17 protein-coding genes are annotated in these 17490 nt (G+C 45.9%); 3 read left to right on the top strand and 14 right to left on the bottom strand.

Annotated features, from left to right (window positions below; all coding sequences use genetic code 11):
* Positions 1 to 93: 93 nt before the first annotated feature.
* From GO755_RS11535 to GO755_RS11490, 10 genes are all read right to left on the bottom strand, one after another.
* On the bottom strand, positions 94 to 285 hold the full coding sequence (locus tag GO755_RS11535) for a hypothetical protein (protein ID WP_157584915.1): 192 nt from the start codon (positions 283 to 285) through the stop codon (positions 94 to 96).
* A 145-nt stretch (positions 286 to 430) separates the two neighbouring features.
* Positions 431 to 925 carry a GtrA family protein gene (locus GO755_RS11530; protein WP_317165843.1) on the bottom strand — a complete coding sequence of 165 codons (495 nt, stop codon included), beginning with the start codon at positions 923 to 925 and terminating at the stop codon, positions 431 to 433.
* 138 nt (positions 926 to 1063) lie between these two features.
* A complete protein-coding gene (locus GO755_RS11525; protein ID WP_157584914.1) occupies positions 1064 to 2470 on the bottom strand; it encodes an NADH-quinone oxidoreductase subunit N in 1407 nt (468 codons plus the stop codon).
* An 87-nt stretch (positions 2471 to 2557) separates the two neighbouring features.
* Positions 2558 to 4036, bottom strand: a complete 1479-nt coding sequence (locus tag GO755_RS11520) for a complex I subunit 4 family protein (protein WP_157584913.1) — start codon at positions 4034 to 4036, stop codon at positions 2558 to 2560.
* A 51-nt stretch (positions 4037 to 4087) separates the two neighbouring features.
* On the bottom strand, positions 4088 to 5998 hold the full coding sequence (nuoL, locus tag GO755_RS11515) for an NADH-quinone oxidoreductase subunit L (protein ID WP_157584912.1): 1911 nt from the start codon (positions 5996 to 5998) through the stop codon (positions 4088 to 4090).
* A gap of 70 nt (positions 5999 to 6068) precedes the next feature.
* On the bottom strand, positions 6069 to 6413 hold the full coding sequence (gene nuoK, locus GO755_RS11510; RefSeq protein WP_046577146.1) for an NADH-quinone oxidoreductase subunit NuoK: 345 nt from the start codon (positions 6411 to 6413) through the stop codon (positions 6069 to 6071).
* Between the two features lie 92 nt (positions 6414 to 6505).
* On the bottom strand, positions 6506 to 7327 hold the full coding sequence (locus tag GO755_RS11505; RefSeq protein WP_157584911.1) for a 3'-5' exonuclease: 822 nt from the start codon (positions 7325 to 7327) through the stop codon (positions 6506 to 6508).
* A 55-nt stretch (positions 7328 to 7382) separates the two neighbouring features.
* Entirely contained in the window at positions 7383 to 8963 is a 1581-nt protein-coding gene (locus GO755_RS11500; RefSeq protein WP_157584910.1) for an FAD-dependent oxidoreductase, read from the bottom strand.
* A 127-nt stretch (positions 8964 to 9090) separates the two neighbouring features.
* Entirely contained in the window at positions 9091 to 9483 is a 393-nt protein-coding gene (locus tag GO755_RS11495) for an ExbD/TolR family protein (RefSeq protein WP_157584909.1), read from the bottom strand.
* 35 nt (positions 9484 to 9518) lie between these two features.
* The gene (locus GO755_RS11490; RefSeq protein ID WP_157584908.1) at positions 9519 to 10229 is read right to left on the bottom strand and encodes a MotA/TolQ/ExbB proton channel family protein; all 711 of its coding nucleotides are present in this window, start codon (positions 10227 to 10229) and stop codon (positions 9519 to 9521) included.
* 58 nt (positions 10230 to 10287) lie between these two features.
* On the opposite strand from GO755_RS11490, the gene GO755_RS41820 reads away from it, so the two are divergent.
* Entirely contained in the window at positions 10288 to 10419 is a 132-nt protein-coding gene (locus tag GO755_RS41820) for a hypothetical protein (RefSeq protein WP_262886996.1), read from the top strand.
* A gap of 39 nt (positions 10420 to 10458) precedes the next feature.
* On the opposite strand, the gene GO755_RS11485 is transcribed toward GO755_RS41820, so the two are convergent.
* On the bottom strand, positions 10459 to 11433 hold the full coding sequence (locus GO755_RS11485) for a zinc-dependent alcohol dehydrogenase family protein (protein ID WP_157584907.1): 975 nt from the start codon (positions 11431 to 11433) through the stop codon (positions 10459 to 10461).
* A 208-nt stretch (positions 11434 to 11641) separates the two neighbouring features.
* On the opposite strand from GO755_RS11485, the gene GO755_RS11480 reads away from it, so the two are divergent.
* Positions 11642 to 12367: an MIP/aquaporin family protein gene (locus tag GO755_RS11480; protein ID WP_157584906.1), complete on the top strand. Its 726-nt coding sequence runs from the start codon at positions 11642 to 11644 to the stop codon at positions 12365 to 12367.
* Positions 12368 to 12471: 104 nt separating this feature from the next.
* Here the strand turns inward: GO755_RS11480 and GO755_RS11475 are convergent, their stop codons facing one another.
* Positions 12472 to 13818: a D-arabinono-1,4-lactone oxidase gene (locus GO755_RS11475; protein WP_157584905.1), complete on the bottom strand. Its 1347-nt coding sequence runs from the start codon at positions 13816 to 13818 to the stop codon at positions 12472 to 12474.
* 77 nt (positions 13819 to 13895) lie between these two features.
* On the opposite strand from GO755_RS11475, the gene glpK reads away from it, so the two are divergent.
* Entirely contained in the window at positions 13896 to 15395 is a 1500-nt protein-coding gene (gene glpK, locus GO755_RS11470) for a glycerol kinase GlpK (RefSeq protein ID WP_157584904.1), read from the top strand.
* A 73-nt stretch (positions 15396 to 15468) separates the two neighbouring features.
* Here glpK and GO755_RS11465 read toward each other — a convergent pair whose 3' ends face one another.
* A complete protein-coding gene (locus GO755_RS11465; RefSeq protein WP_157584903.1) occupies positions 15469 to 16584 on the bottom strand; it encodes a mechanosensitive ion channel family protein in 1116 nt (371 codons plus the stop codon).
* 73 nt (positions 16585 to 16657) lie between these two features.
* Positions 16658 to 17083, bottom strand: coding sequence for a lasso peptide biosynthesis B2 protein (locus tag GO755_RS11460; RefSeq protein ID WP_157584902.1), 426 nt, complete (start codon positions 17081 to 17083; stop codon positions 16658 to 16660).
* Positions 17084 to 17490 lie beyond the last annotated feature (407 nt).

Here is a 17490-nt window from a genome sequence, read left to right as displayed (position 1 = left end):
GGAGGAACATGTGTAGTGAATACGTCTGTCAACGTCTTAAAAACAAAAAAGCCTTATAAAAATAAGGCTTTTTAAATTCTTGCGCGAAGAAAATTATTTCTTCGTCGTGTCAGCAGCAGCTGAATCTGCTACCATCGTCGATGCAGAATCCGTAGCCATCGTAGTGGTGTCAGTTGACATAGTTGCAGTTGAATCCGTGGTGGTTTCTTCTGTCTTAGGTTTGCTTTGGCAAGCAGCGAATGTCAGCATGCTACCAACGAACAGTAAAGCGATAACTTTTTTCATTACCTTCTCAGTGATATTTTAGGTTCTCAGCCACAAATATACTTTTTTCTTAGTGAATGCAATAATACCCTTCAATAAATTTATGTCAGTGTACTTCTCACATCAAAAAGTCCTATTTGAAATTGAATTAATCAGAGTTTATTCTCTATAGATTTCCTTCCTGTTCCTTCGATGAGCGCGAAAGAAGTTTATCATAAAAGCCTGTACTCCGGAAAGTCAATAGTTTATGACCAAAATAGTTCGCTAAGAAACTCATTCCCATTCCAGCAACATGTGAACCTTTTTCTCGCCAGAGTTCATGCACGTTTGGAAACAAGGGGGTGGCAATCCACTCTAACGTGTACTTGGCAACATAAACCTGTACGACAAGCGCAACTACAGCAATCCCCAGGAACTTAATAGCCTCACGTCCTGTGTTGCCTGTATCTTTAGCGGAAAAGGCATATCGCTTCGTTGGAATAAACGTCAGCACGGTTGCAGTCAGATAACCGCAGAAGACACTTGTATCAAAATCAAAGAATTTCCGGTAAAAAATCTGGCTGACAAAGTTAATGGATGCACCCAGTACAGCCGTTAAAAAGAACGAGAAGAAGTCTTTGTATTCTTTTGATTTTGGCTGCTGTATACTACTCACGTTCACTATGTTACCGGGCGAAATTCGTTAATTTTATCGTTTATCGGGTTGATAAATTTCTCAAAAATACAAAGTGGATAGCAAAGGTCTATGCTATCAGCCATTATTAGTTAGGATACGGTCTTGGCAAGAGTGGTTTACTAATTAGAAAAGGCCCTGTAGTAAACCTGGTGCGATACCTAGCCCTATCGTTAGGATAATAGCCCCCAATAACACATATTGAAAGAAGGGCGCAACGCGAATTGGCTCTGTTGCTCCATCCCGGAAGTACATAGCAATGATGACCCGGAAGTAATAGTAAATACCAACTGCTGACATCAGCACAGCTACAACCAGCAACCAGATTTGGCCACGTTCGACGGCGGTCGAAAACATGTAGAATTTCCCCCAAAAACCCGCTGTCAGTGGAATACCTGCAAGAGAAAGCATCGAAACAGTCATCGCAAAGCCTAAAAGCGGATTTTGTCTGGCCAGCCCGTTGAAGGCATCAAAGTTCTCGGTTAATATGCCCTCACTCGTTATTGTTTGTGTACTACGTTGCTGAGATACTAGTATCAGTACACCAAAAGCCGCGATCGTAGCAACGGAATAAGCCAGCGAATAAAATACAATAGCTTGTTTCGTTTGTGTGCCTAAGGAGGATAAACCAATAAGCAGATAACCTGCGTGCGAAATGCTGGAGTAAGCCATCATCCGCTTAAAGCTTGTCTGATAAACAGCAGTAATATTTCCGGCGACAAGCGTGAGTGCTGTAATAATGGCCAAAATGGTCCACCAGAATGTATAAACGCCACCAAATGAAACAGACAATAATCGGAACAAAGCTGCGAAACCAGCCGTCTTCACTACAGTCGACATAAACGCAGTGAAAATAGTTGGAGCACCATCGTATACATCAGGGGTCCAGAAATGGAAGGGAGCTGCTGACACTTTGAATAGCAGCCCGATCAATAACATTAGAAGGCCAACGTAAATCAGTAAAGAAAGTCCTGTTTGTGGATGATCTGTATAAGCAGCAAGGCCAGCAATGGTAAATGAACCCGTCGCACCATAGAGTAAGGCCATCCCAAATAACATGATACCTGTGGCGAACGCCCCCATCAAAAAATACTTCAGCGCGGCTTCGTTTGAGCGTAGATTCTTTTTGTCGCTGCCGGTGAGTACATACATGGCTACTGACAAAATTTCAACCCCCACAAATAGCATAATCAGGTTTTCGAAGCTAACCATCATAACGGCCCCCACTAGCGAAAACAGAATAAGCGCGTAGTATTCGGCTGGTTGAGCCGACTCGTCATTAATAAAGCTACTCGACAAAGCCACTACCATAAATGCAGATCCCAGCATAATGGCGGTAAAAACCATTGACAGGTTATTTGTCCGCAGCATATCATTGAAATACAGATACGTTTTGTTCCAATCGAGGAAGTTAACTCCCAAGGTGATGATCAGAAACAATAGCGCAGCTGGTAATAGCACAGCCTTCGACTTCAGGAAGCCAAGGAACAGGAGAGCGATGCCAAAAACCGATAACAGAACAATGGGGAGCATAACTTCAGTGATTAGTCAATAGTCAAGAGTCGTTAGTTAAGAGTGGCCAGTCATTTACTACCGACTAACCACTATCGACTGACAGCTTTACTTCATAGATACAGCCGTTGTGCCGATATACTTCATCATATTGGCAACAGCAGGTTCGGTTACTTTCAAAAATGAATGCGGGTAAATGCCTATCCAGAAAACAAGTACGACCAGCGGAATAAATACCCAGCTTTCGGAACTGGTTAGATCAGCAAATGACTCAGTACGGGATGAAGTCGGACCAAACATGCTTTTCTGGAACATGCGAAGCATATAAACGGCACCTAAAATAATGGTAAATCCAGCGGCTAAACCCAGATAATTATTGTAGGTAAAGACACCATGCAATAACAGGAATTCGCCAATGAAGCCATTAGTAAGCGGCAGCGCCACACTGCCCAGCAGCATAATCAGGAAGAAGACCGTCAGTTTAGGCGTTGTTTGGGTGATACCGCCTAGTTGGTCGAGTTGATTGGTTTTGGTACGGGAGAAAATCACATCGGCAACGAAGAACATTCCCACTACGTTAATACCGTGTGCCAGCATCTGTACCAATGCGCCCTGCATACCAGTTTCGGTTTGAGAGAACACACCAGCCGCCATCAGGCCAACGTGCGAAAACGATGAATAAGCAATAAGCCGTTTCATATCGCGCTGACGGATAGCAATGATCGACCCGTAAATAATGCCAATAACCGACAGAATAACGGCTGTTTTTCCCCAGGTTTCAACACCCAGCGGAACAATAGGAAGAATAAAACGAATCAACCCATAAACGCCCATTTTGAGCATAATTCCAGCCAGGAGCATCGTGGCTGGCGTTGGCGATTCAACGTAGGTATCAGGTTGCCAGGTGTGGAACGGAAACACGGGCATTTTAATAGCGAAGGCGATGAAAAACGCCCAGAAAACCCAGGTTTCCGCTTCGGGAGTCAGGTTAAGCTTATAAAAGTCGACAATAGCTGCCGAGTGCGCCGATGTGGCTGTTGCAGGCGTCTGGTAATATAAATACACCAGTGCAAGCAGCATAAAGAGGCTACCAAAGATCGTATAAACAAAGAACTTGAAGGTAACCGGAATTCGATTAGCTCCACCCCACATAGCAGCCAGGAAGTAAATTGGAATCAGGGCTGCTTCGAAGAAGAAATAAAAGAGAAAACCATCACGAGCAGTGAACACGCCCACTAAGGCTGCCTGCATATACAGCATCAATGCGTAGAACAGCGAAGGACGAGGGTAATCTCTGTTGAATGTGGAAAGTATGATAAATGGAACCAGCAACCCGGTCAACAATACCAGTAACACACTGATTCCGTCGATGCCTGCGCTAAATCGAATGCCCAACGAGCTAATCCAGGCGTAGTCGAAACCGAATTGTGAGCTGGCATCGGGTTTAAATCCAACAAAGGCGTATCCTGCAAGTGCCAGTTCGATCAGTGCAGCTACCAAAGCCACCTGCTTTGTTTTTTCTCCCTGAATTATCAGGAGCAGGGTAGCTGCTACGACAGGAAACAAAATCAGAAATAATGTAAGCATATACCGAGGACGATTACGATGGGTGATGTATCGCGAATCTGTTGGATTTAATTACAATCGAATGAAAAATCGCAGGGCAAAAATGACAACGATACTCACAACCATCGCCAGAACGTAGAAGCCAATCGAGCCACTCTGTAACAACCGCAACTGCGCTGCGCTTTTCTGTACTAACCAGGCCACACCATTCACAATACCGTCGATAAGACCTTCTCCAAAACTATACAATGCATCTCCCAATCCGCGAATTGGGCGGATGATAATCGCTTCGTACAGCTCATCAACGTAGTATTTGTTATAAACGACTTGCTCTGGCAAGGATCGCTCAGATGTTTCAGGGGCAGGAACAGCACCCCGGCTGATGTACATGACATAAGCAATGACCAGAGCGATTAAAGCAACGCCCGCCGATACGGCCATCAGGATATATTCTGTGCTATGCTCAATGGTCGATTCGGCAAAGGCTTCTGGGTTAACCTGACGTGAGCCTTCAAATAAGGGAGCCATAAAATGACTCAGCCAACCATCACCAGGCAGATTGAGCGCTCCACCAACGGCAGATAAGATTGCCAGCACCACTAACGGTGCGGTCATTGTAACAGGCGACTCATGCAGATGATGCTTTTGTTCTTCAGTTCCCCGGAACTCGCCAAAGAATGTCAGGAACAACAGACGGAACATGTAGAACGATGTCAGGCCAGAACCCAGAACACCTAATGCCCAGAGCAGTTTGTTGTGTTCAAACACGTGCGCCAGAATTTCGTCTTTCGAGAAGAAGCCGGCAAATGGGGGCAAGCCTGAAATGGCAATCGTACCAATTAAAAAAGTGATAAACGTAACGGGTAGTGCTTTTCGTAGGCCACCCATTTTACGAATATCCTGCTCATCAGACATGGCGTGGATAACGCTACCGGCCCCGAGAAACAACAACGCTTTGAAGAACGCGTGAGTAATAACGTGAAACATACCCGCGGTGTAGGCTGTCGCGCTCAGACCGAGGAACATATAGCCCAACTGCGAAACCGTCGAGTAGGCCAGTACTTTTTTGATGTCGTTTTGCAGAAGCCCGATGGAAGCGGCCAACAGCGCTGTGGCAATGGCAATTCCACCAACAATTTCGAGCGTTAGTGGCGATAAGGTATACAACACATTCGAACGAACGACCATGTAAATACCAGCGGTCACCATTGTAGCTGCGTGAATCAGGGCCGAAACTGGTGTTGGGCCGGCCATAGCGTCAGGGAGCCAGGTATACAGAGGAATCTGTGCTGATTTACCCATAGCGCCGACAAATAGCAGAAGGGTAATAGCCAGAACCGTTTTATCACCCACCTCCAGACTCGTAGCTTGTTTGAAGACGTCAAGATATTCAACCGTACCGAACGTATTAATAAGCATGAATATGCCCAACAGAAAGCCCAGGTCACCAATACGGTTCATGACGAACGCTTTGCGGGCGGCATTGTTGTAGTTCGTATTCTTATTCCAGAAGCCAATGAGCAGGTATGAACATAACCCTACGCCTTCCCAGCCAATGAACATAATGACGTAGTTGGACCCCATCACCAGCAGAAGCATGAAGAAAATAAACAAGTTCAGGAAGGCCATGAACTTACCAAATCCTTCATCATGACTCATGTAGCCAATGCTGTACAGGTGAATCAGTGAACCAACGCCCGTTACAACCAGCAACATCAGCAACGACAGCTGGTCAATCTGAAACGAGAAATTGATGTGCAGATCACCAACGCTAATCCAGTCGAACAGTGTAGCGACTATTGGTTGAGCATCTCCCGAAAAGGAACTGAATAAAGAAATTGATAATACAAAGGAGGCCAGAACTGCTACGGTGGCTATTGCCCCAGCCAGGCCCGTTGGTACCCGACGAAAACCGAGGCCGTTAATCAAAAAGCCAATCAGTGGAAACAGCGGAATTAGGGCGCAGAGTAATTCTATTTTCATTGGTCGTTTGTCAATAGTCAACAGTCGTAGAGTTCGTCAGCCTATTTTAACTGACAACCAGCGACTTATTTTACCATTTCAATTTATTAAGCAATCCTACGTCGATGGAGCGGGTATTGCGGTAAATCATAACAATAATGGCCAGCCCGACTGATACTTCAGCGGCAGCAACGGCCATAATGAAAAAGACGAATACCTGCCCCGACGAATCTGATCGATACGACGAAAAAGCGATAAGAAGCAGGTTGACCGCATTGAGCATTAACTCAATGGACATGAAAATGATGATGGCGTTACGCCGGGTCAATACACCAATGATTCCAATAACAAACAGCGCGGTGCTGAGAATCAGGTAATAGGTGAGCGGTATTTGCTGAATGACTTCCGGAATGAGGACGTCCTGCGTGGGTTGCATGGCTTGCCGGTTAATAGAAAGTGTCGCAAATGTAAAGATTATTCGGGCTTGCTCAAATTTGGCGAGGCAAGGTAAGTGTAAGAATCACACTTTTACTTCCTTCCATTGCCATTACTGAACATCCGAAGCCTGATTTCGGTCAATCGACGTTTGGTATCGAGTGGAAATTCACCTTTCAATATCCAGTCGTAGAATGAAGGTTCTTTCTTGAGTACCTCCAGAACAGGAAAACCCTTATGCTTGCCGAAATTAAAAACTTCTTCGCCTTTATCGTTGAGAATGATTCGTCCCGCGAGGTCAACATTGGTGTTAGCGGTCAGGCTATGGAGCATATCGACATCGTTCTCGAAAATAACATCCTGCCCACTATCTGCTTTGGCAACCATACCCATGTATCGCTGTACCTGCGCATTGAGTACTTCGAGCGTGGCAATCGTATCCACTTCGGCACCATGAGCACCGATTAATTCTTTATTGCAATAAAATTTGTAAGCCGCTGAAAGATTGCGAGGTTCCATGAGATGAAAAATGCGCTGGGCATCCACCAGACGCCGATTTTTCATATCGAAATCTACATTGGCGCGTAGAAACTCCTCCACCAAAAGCGGTACATCGAATCGGTTGCAGTTGAAACCCGCCAGGTCGCAACCATCCATAAACTGGCCCAGCATTCGGGCAACCGATTTAAATGGCGGAGCGTCTTTTACATCGTCGTCGTAAATGCCATGAATCAGGCTCGACTCCAGTGGTATGGGCATACCCGGATGAACACGCTGAGTTTTACTGACAACTTCACCACCAGGAAGGGCTTTAATTACGCAGATGTCAATGATGCGATCTTTGGCAATATTGACGCCCGTTGTTTCGAGATCGAAAAACGCGAGCGGCTTTTTAAGTATAAGTTGATGCGTCATAACCAAACCGGATTTCGCACGGTCAGGTTACAAAGGTAAACACGTTTCGGAGGAATCAGGCTTTTTTCAACTCCTTAACCCATTTTAACCCGTTTCTAATCGTTTCTATCGATGGCATCCGGCCTTCGTGCATCAATTCCCGAATGGCTATGATGTCTTGATCTCGTTTAAGCCCGGCCGCAGCTTTGATCTGGCCATCCTGAATGTAGAGCGCCAGGAACGCATCGTCTTTTTCGGGATCACCGTCGTAAATTATGTCGTCAATCTTAGTTGCATGACCCACATAATTGATTCGCCTACCCTGCTGATTGCTCCAGAAAAACGGTATAACCTCGTAAGGCTCATTTTTACCTGCCATTGTCAAACCAACCACATGTCCTTGCTGACCAGCTACTTTCCAGTGCTCAATCCGTTGAAAGCCATCAGTAACAGGGTAATGTGCAATGTCACCAGCCGCGTATAGGCCATTAGTAACCTTCAGGTAGTTGTCCGTTTTAACGCCACCATCTTTCTCTAGTAAAACGCCTTTCAAAAAATCAGTACGCGGTTTAACACCCAGGCCCAACAGTACAAAATCAGCCGGAATCCGTTCACCATTATCAAGAATAACTGCGTTAACTGTACCTTCCCCTTCTATATAATCTACTTTTCGGCCGAGATGAAACCGAATGCCTTCTTTTTCGTGCCAACCCTGTATAACATGACCGATTTTTTCGCCGAGAATTTTCCCGAAAGGGACCTTTTCCAAACCAACCACGTCGATTTCACTGCCCAGTTTGCGGAGACTCATAGCCCCTTCCAAGCCAATAAATGAGCTACCAATAATGACCACACGCTTGCCCTCTTTGCCTAACTCACGTAAGGTCTGGCTATCGTGCAAGCTGCGAAGAGAGTAAATCCCTTTGAGATCAGCATCTAAACCTGGCAATACATTTGGCTTTCCTCCTGAACAGAGCAGTGCCTTATCGTAAGTAATTGTTTCACCAGAAGCCAGTTCGATACGTTTCTCAGTTGGATCAAGCGACGTTACAAGCTGGCCCGTACGAATTTCGATGCCATAGTCTTTATAAAATTCATCGGAACGTAACGGCATCCATTCGTCAGGTGCTTTGCCTTGCAGGTAATCTTTCGAGCAGTTTGGGCGATCATAAGGCGCTTCGCTGCTTTCGGTCAGCATTATGATTTTACCTGTAAAACCGCCTTCACGCATACCCTCGGCGGCAAAGGCTCCCGCTCCTCCGCTGCCAACGATAACATAAGTTTCGGTATTCGTTTCGTCTGGCGCAGACATTGGGTTTTCCAGACTCTCCTGATCCGTAGTCAGCCGTACAAACACCTGATCATTCTCAATCCGCACCTCATGTGTAGGCAAGCCATTTAAAGCCGGTGCTTCTAACCGGTGGCCATTTCTAATATCGAAACAGGCATTATGCCACGGACAAACAAGCCGATGCCCATTAAGCAAGCCTTTTACCAAAGGGCCCTGATAGTGAGAACATTTAGGAAACAGAGCATAATATTGTCCATCAGCGCGCGCCAGTAATACGTCGGTATCGCCTACGCGAACTTCCTTCAATTCACCATCGACAAGATCATCCACATGGCAAACGGGGGCTTCGGTATAGTCAGCTATCATGAGTGGTTGAGTTTTGTGCTATACAACCACTAAGGCGACAAAATTGATTTTAAATCAACAAAAAGCCAGTGCAAGAAGCACTAGCCCAACAAAATCCTACAAATCCTTAAATCTGCCAAATCCCGGTTTATTTCGACGTGGCCATTACCATTTTAATATTCAGTTTGGCACCTGTTTGAAGCACATCAACTAAATCCTGCACGGTTAAGGTTTTATCGAAACGGACAACAACAGTTGGTTCTGCAATACCGGCCATGATAGTTTTCAGTTCGGTTTCCAGATTGGCGGGATCAACCGGTTTTTTGTCGATAAAGTATTGTTTCTTTTCGTCAACGGATAACGTTACCTGCTTCTTACTCAATTGTTGCGATGCCGCAGCTTTGGGTAAAAGCAGTTTAATTACGTTTGGATTGGCAACCGTCGAGATGATCAGGAAGAACAACAGCAGGAAAAACATGATGTCGTTCAGCGAGGACGTCGCGACTTCGGCAGCAAATTTATTTTTTCGACGGAGTTTCATACTGTAGTACCGACCGTCTCGGTCGGTTGTTGAAATTAGCGCATCCGGGCGGGTTCAGTCGTTGGTTTCTGGAGAACTTCGATAAACTCAAAGGCATTCACTTCGAGCGAGAGGGTAAACCGCTCGATCATCATGTTTAGCAAGTGATAGCCCGTATAGGCAATAACGCCCACAATCAGACCTGCCCCCGACGTAATCATTTTTTCGTATAGCCCTCCGGCGATGATCCCAACGCTAATGTTGTCGGACAATGAAATATCATAGAAAATACGAATAATACCGGATATAGTACCAATAAAACCCATCATCGGCGCAATACCAGCGATAATTCCTAAGTAACCCATATTACGCTCCAGGCGCGACAATTCAATTTGGCCAACCGTTTCAACTGTACTTTCGATCTCCCGAATGGGCGACCCAATCCGACCAATTGCCTTTTCGAATACACGGCCCATAGACGTTCGCTGGTTCTTGGCGAACGACTCTGCCGATTTGATGTTGCCCTGTGCAATCATATCACGGATGTTATCGATGAAATTAGCATCCGTTTTGGTTTGGGAGCGAATAACGAAATAACGCTCAAAAATCAGGTAAAGAGTAGCAAAGAACAAAAATGCAATCGGTACCATTACCCAGCCGCCTTTGGCTACCAGATCAAATAGTTGCAACGATTGGGGTTGAGCAGCCGCCGTGGCCGACAGCGATGCGGCTGTAGTATCAACAGCCGGAACCTGAAGCAAGAGCATACGAACGAGTCGGGTAAGTGAGTGAGGTTAGACCTGCGGTCGTTACTGGAACAAACGCATGGCTTTCCCCAGATATTGTTTCAAAGATAAGGAAGCCTTCGGTATGATAGACGTAACGCGGGTGGAAACCCGCGATTTGTTTGATAATGAATCGAATAATCGCGGGCAAACTGATCCAAAGCACCAGTAATCTAACTACCCGACAACGTAAATCGTTTTATCAATATACCTAAAAAGGCTTCACCAGAATTTTCCCCCATCGGCCATGACGTTCAGCATGATCGACGGCTTCGGTAATTTGGTCGAGTGAATAGGAAGCTTCAACCGGTAGTTGAATAGCTCCTGACGCCAGCAAACTAATCACATTCTGGGCAACTTCCTGCCGGGTATGGCTGTCCACTCGACGCATCCAGTCAGTCAGCCAGAATCCTCTGACTGTCAACTCTCTGAATATAAGTAATCCCGCGTTAATCGTAGGGTCCTGCAAACTCAGTACACCATAAATAAGCATGGTACCACCCTTGCCCAGGCATTTCAGAGCTTCGGAAGCCGTGTGCCCGCCAACAGAGTCCAATACACAAGCCACACCAGCACCTTCTGTGATCTGTTTGACACGAGCCGACAGATTTTCTGTTTCTACGTTGACCACTTCGGTTAAACCCAGTGCTTTCAACTCCTCGTTAAGATCGTTGCGCCGGACCGTACCAATCGTCTTGATACCTCGCATTTTACACAACTGAATGACCATTTTCCCAAATGCAGAACCGGCAGCCGTTAGCATCAGCCAACCACCTTCGGGTACCTTTGCATCCTGCACCATAGCGAAGGCAGTGAATGGGTTAACAAACAATTGAGCAGCTATCTCGTCCGACATTGCGTCGGGTACCGGAATTAGGCTACGGTGGTGCGCAATCGCGTACTCCGACCAGGTGCCAATGCTCGTAAAACTAACCCGCATACCAGTTCGCATCTGAACGCCTTCGCCCAGTGCATCTATAATGCCCACGCCTTCGAAACCTGCACCCGATGGCAACTGAGGCCGGATTCCGTACAGATTCTGTACGAACATAATATCGGATGGGTTAATGGGCGACGCAATAACTTTTACTCGGACTTCATTGGGGCCGGGCTCAGGCATTGGTACGTCTATGGGTTTGAGAATATCGGTGGGTTTCCCTGTTTTTTCAAAAATGATACTTTTCATGACGTATATAGAGCGAATGAATAAATGACAAAAATGAGAATTCTTTGCTGGAGTTTGGAATGGGGCCAAAAATATGACTTAATTCGCACAAACTATTCCTAAACCTTGAATCAGGTCGTTAGTCAACAGGTATACATCGATAGTCAGTAAGTGGTTTTTGGTAACTGATTTTGATGAATAACTGTCGATTAACGACTATTTATTTCTCATGCAAACCTCTCCTTTCCTTGGTGAATTAATCGGTACAATGGTGCTCATTCTGCTGGGCGATGGTGTAGTAGCCAATGTGGTTCTAAAGCAGACCAAAGGTGAATCGTCGGGTTGGATTGTTATTACAGCAGGATGGGCCTTTGCGGTAACGATGGGCGTGTTTGTTTCGAAAGCCTTCGGAAGTACTGATGCTCACTTGAATCCTGCTGTTACAGTAGCTTTCGCCGTAGCCACCAACGATTATAGTCATATGGTGCCCTATATCACAGCACAACTGATTGGGGCATTTCTGGGTGCTACATTGGTCTGGTTGCAGTATCTCCCCCATTGGGCCGCTACTCCCGATCCAGAAGCTAAGCTGGCTTGTTTTGCTACAGGCCCAGCCATTCGTAATACGAGTTCCAATTTCCTGAGTGAAGCACTTGCTACGTTAGTGCTTATCCTTGGCTTAGCAGGCATCTCTTCTAAAAACCTGGGCGAATTAGCGATTGGCGTTGGCCCTTATTTAGTAGGCATTTTAGTCTGGAGTATCGGGCTCTCATTGGGTGGCACAACGGGTTACGCCATGAGTCCCGCCCGCGATTTCAGTCCACGTCTGGCACATGCGTTACTCCCAATCCCCGGAAAAGGCTCGTCTGACTGGAGTTACGCCTGGATACCCGTTGTAGGCCCATTGGTTGGAGCGGTTATTGGCGGAGTGTTGATTCGGTGGTTCGCGCTGTAAAATAGTTTGTTTTTGTCATGCTGACGAAGGAAGCATCTTAAAGCGTCTTTCGTTAATTGTTAGGACACTTTAAGATGCTTCCTTCGTCAGCATGACAAAAAAGCTTACGCCCCGAATAGATTCGTATCCAGAAACGCATTACGGAATTTCCCCTGCGGGTCATATTCCTTCATTAACTGTTTAAACTCCGGCAATTTTTCGTAGCGCGACTGCAATTGTTTGGGAGCCAATGTAAACAGCTTTCCCCAATGCGGACGGGCGTTGAATGGGGCCAACTCTTTCTCAATCATCGGCAATACTTTCTTTACCGAAGCCCAATCCTGTTTCCAGGTAAAGTGAATAGCTAAGCTTGGCTGCTTGTAACAAGGACTCATCCAGAAATTATCGCCGTCAATGGTGCGCAGTTCAGTAATCATCAAATGCGGACTGATGTGAGCGTTCAGTTTTTCAACTGCCAGAATAGCCTCGACTGCGTTCTTACGCGGAACGAAATATTCCGATTGTAACTCCTTGCCACTGCTAGGTGTAAAGCCCATACGGAAGTGCGGTAAGCGTTCGTACCAGGGACCAGGCACACCCATTTGCTCTGTACAATTGACAGCAGACAATTCGGCAATGGGGTGAAGATTTTTCGTGGCACGTTTTGCCCCATAAAATTCAGGTTTGGCGTCGAACGTCTTTCCTTTTTCAATTCGACTTTTTATCCAGACTTCGTTGATACGCTTCTTTTGCCAATCAGTGAACAAACTCACGCTGTAGCCACTCGACACAATGGCTTCGAAGTGTTGCTGAAGTTGGGCTAGTGGCAGGTTTTCATAAACATCCTGTCGCATCATAAACGTCGGCTGAATATCCAGCGTGACTTTGGTAACGACGCCCAGAGCACCTAAATGAACAACTGCTGCCCTGAATTGCTCACCGTCTTTAGCCCGCGATAATGTGCGGATTTCACCTTTGGCCGTAACGATTTCCATAGCGGCAACCGCTGTCGAAAGGTTACCATTTTTCACGCCCGAACCATGCGTAGCCGTGGCACAGGCACCGGCAATAGAAATATGGGGTAACGAAGCCAGATTATGTAACGCAAATCCTTTTTTATCAAGATAAGGAGCCAATTGGCCATACTTCATAGTGGCGTCAACCGTCACGGTATGAGCTTTGGTATCCAGCGAGATAACATCATCCATCTCGCCCAGAGAAATAAGATTATTCGTGCTGTCGGCAATGCCGTTAAAGCAGTGGCGTGTGCCGAGTACTTTCAGTTTACTGTATTTTTTGACAAGTTCCTGAACCTGCGGAATCGACTTGGCTTTGTATAATTTATCAGTGCTATACTGGTAATTACCAGCCCAGTTTTTGAGTTTATCGTCTGCTGCCCAACTTGTTAGTGGTGCTAATATAGGGGTTGCCATTAATGCGGAGGATAATTTCAGAAAGGTTCTTTTTTTCATTGGTATAGGGTTTTTCGCTAAACTAATTGGATAATTTGACAATATTACGCTCCTAAACGAATATCCCTAAACACCTTATGCCTACCTACGTAGCCGCCATTGACCAGGGAACAACCAGTACCCGCTGCATCGTATTCGACCGACAGGGCCAAATTGTCTCTGTGGCTCAGAAAGAACATAAACAAATTTACCCACAACCCGGCTGGGTCGAGCATGATCCCGAAGAAATCTGGCGGAATACGCTTGAAGTTGTCGCCTTAGCCCGGATCAAAGGCAAACTCTCTGTACAGGATATTGCAGCCATCGGCATCACCAACCAGCGCGAAACCACTGTAGTCTGGAACCGAAAAACGGGGAAACCTTACTACAATGCGATTGTCTGGCAGGACATGCGTACAGCTGATTTAGTTGCTCAATTTTCAGCAGATGGAGGGCAAGATCGTTTTCGAACCCAAACAGGGCTCCCCTTAGCTACCTATTTCAGTGGATTGAAACTAAAATGGCTGTTAGACAACGTAGCAGGCCTTCGCGAAGACGCTGAGCGTGGTGACGCTCTTTTTGGCAACATGGATACCTTCGTGGTGTGGAACCTGACAGGTGGCCCACATGGGGGTCTTCACCTCACCGATGTAACAAACGCCAGCCGGACTCAATTAATGAACCTTCGCACCCTTAATTGGGACGACGCCTTACTCAGTGATTTTACGGTACCACGAGCCATGTTACCTCAAATCCGACCTAGTAGCGAGATATACGGAAACGTGACATCAGAAGTTTTGCCGGGTGTCCCAATCGCTGGTATTCTCGGCGATCAGCAGGCAGCTCTGGTTGGCCAAACCTGTTTTGAAGCGGGTCAGGCGAAAAACACCTACGGTACTGGCTGCTTCCTACTCATGAACACTGGGACCGAATTACGTGAGTCTACTTATGGATTATTAACGACGGTAGCGTATCAATTCCAGAACGAGCCTGTTCGATATGCACTCGAAGGCAGTGTAGCCATTACAGGCGCGCTCGTACAGTGGCTTCGTGACAATTTGGGTATTATCAAGAAAAGTACTGATATCGAAACACTCGCTCGTTCGGTAGACGACAATGGTGGAGCTTATTTTGTGCCTGCTTTTTCGGGCCTGTATGCACCCCACTGGAAAGCCGACGCCCGTGGCGTTATTGCTGGCCTGACGCGTTTCGTGACTAAAGGTCATTTGGCACGGGCCGTATTGGAAGCAACTGCTTATCAGACGGTTGATGTCGTTCGAGCGATGGAGCAGGATGCGGGCGTTTCTCTCAAATCGCTACGGGTTGATGGCGGTATGGTTGTCAACTCACTACTGATGCAGTTCCAGGCTGATGTACTGAATGGTCCCGTCGTTTGCCCGCGCATGACCGAAACAACGGCCCTTGGAGCCGCTTATGCCGCTGGACTTGCTGTAGGCTACTGGCAGAATCTGGATGACTTACGTCAGAATTGGGGAATCGCCAAAACCTACGAACCCGACATGGATGAAGCTCAACGAGCGCGACTCATGCGAGGCTGGCAAAAGGCCATTGAACGGTCGTTTGGCTGGGAAGAATAGAGGGATGTAGGATATATGATGTATTGCTTTCGCGCAGCCACATCATATATCCTATATTATACGTCATATATCTTTACACTTCTTTTTCCACTGGCTTGAGTTCCTCAGCCAATACTAATCTGGTTTGCGGTAAGCTTTGCGGATATTCATCGCGGATGAAGGCAATTAGTTGCTCCCGCATGTGGCAGCGCAAATCAAAGGCCGATGGTGCGTCTTGAGCTGACACCAATATACGTATCTGAATACAGGTTGGCATTGTATCGGTTACCTGCACAGCAAAGGCATCACCTGTCCAAAGCGGATCATTTTCGGCTATCTTTCTGGCTTGTGCCCGGACTTTATCGACGGGTACGTTATAGTCCATATACAGAAAAATAGACCCGACAATAGACGCGTCGGATCGAGTCCAGTTTTCAAAGGGCGTTTCAACGAAATAGGTGATTGGGAGAATCAATCGACGACGATCCCAAAGCCGTACAATAACACTTGTCATATTAATTTCCTCAATACGTCCCCACTCCTTTTCAACGACGACGGCATCATCCAATCTAATCTGCTGATTAAAAGCAATTTGGATACCAGCCAATAAATTTGCGAGTGTTTTCTGCGCAGCAAAACCAATAACGACCGATACAACACCCGCTGATGTCAGTACACTCAATCCTACTTTCCGACTTCCCTGAAACGAGATGAGCAGCAACGAAGTCCCCAGAATAATCACAACAATCGCTATCATTCGGCGAAAAAAACGAACCTGCGTAACGAACTTCCGTTGTGAGAGATTAACATCTTTCGTTGTGTCATACTCGTTGATCAATCGTAATTCGCCGACCTTCAATAATTGAATGACCAGCCAGGTCGTGGCAATTAGAAATAGAATTTCGGCCGTTTTATCGGCCATAGGATGCCGTCGAAGAAATCGCTCCGATTGTATATTGGTTGCCAGCAGAAAAAATAAGGAGGGTACAAACACCCAGAATGCCCAACGTGCATAGATTTTGAGCAAACCCAGGGTTCGAAACGACCGACGGCGCACGATAAACCGGATGATTTGTGTCACCACGAAATCAACTGCCAAGCCCAACAAGACAGCCGTTAATAGTAGTATCCATCCCGACAAATCACGATTGGGAATGTAGCCAAACCAGCGAACCACCGCCCTTATCCATATATCCAATTGTTGCTGCATAGACACTCTTATTACCTTATAGTCTAAACGGCTTAAGACTCTGTATGTCTTTTTTTAGCTGTTTTTTTATGGGTTATTGCCACACCCAAAGCGGTTTAAAGCTATTATCGGGTGATTCTCCAATTAGGATTCTCCCACTTTTCTCGACCCATGCGTGGGCTTCAAACGCCTGTTTTTTCTGAACACCTACTACTAGCTCAATACCTTTTTCTTTCCTTAGAAAATACGTTAGAGCCAAGGCTTGTGGCAAGCAAACCGCTGCAAGTGTACCACTCACCTTTTGTATAGCCCAAACTTGTCGTTCTATTAATTTGTCGGATGTAGTCGTGGACTTCCTTACTGTAAGCAATTTGCCATAAAGCTTCCTGAATTGCTGAAACGAAAGCAGTTTAAGGCCTGCTCGTATCACGATCATAATCGCGACTGTCTGTCCGATCAACAATTTGTCAGCAAGGGATAAATGAGAAAACTCACTAAACCGTTTCCACCAGTCTTTCATACACTTAAATCAGCCAGCAATTATTCAGACTTATACTACTCTTAAACTGCGCCAAAAATAATCTCTTTAGTACTACTGACTGTATGATTTAGCATCCTACCCGCTTATACGAATCCAGATAAAATTTGCTATCGGGCTAATTTTCCATAAAAGTAATGCGGAAGAATTTATTCTAGTCCAATACTGGCTAAACAAACAATAAACCAAAAGTTAACATATTGATAATAAACAATATATATCCTTTTGTTCTTATACCTTGAAAGGTTAAATCAGCTACTTATTATCGGTGCAGTTCTTTGTATATCAGTGGTATATATAGGGAAATTTATGCTCATTTTATCCTTAAAACATAGCGTATTCTGACCCAATTCGTTTGGGTAGGCTAACAGACTACGTTATTTCATAAA

The sequence above is a fragment of the Spirosoma arboris genome (assembly GCF_009754945.1).
GTDB lineage: Bacteria > Bacteroidota > Bacteroidia > Cytophagales > Spirosomataceae > Spirosoma > Spirosoma arboris.
The sequence above is the reverse complement of the archived record's forward strand: the minus strand, read 5'-3'. Positions and strand labels throughout refer to the sequence as shown.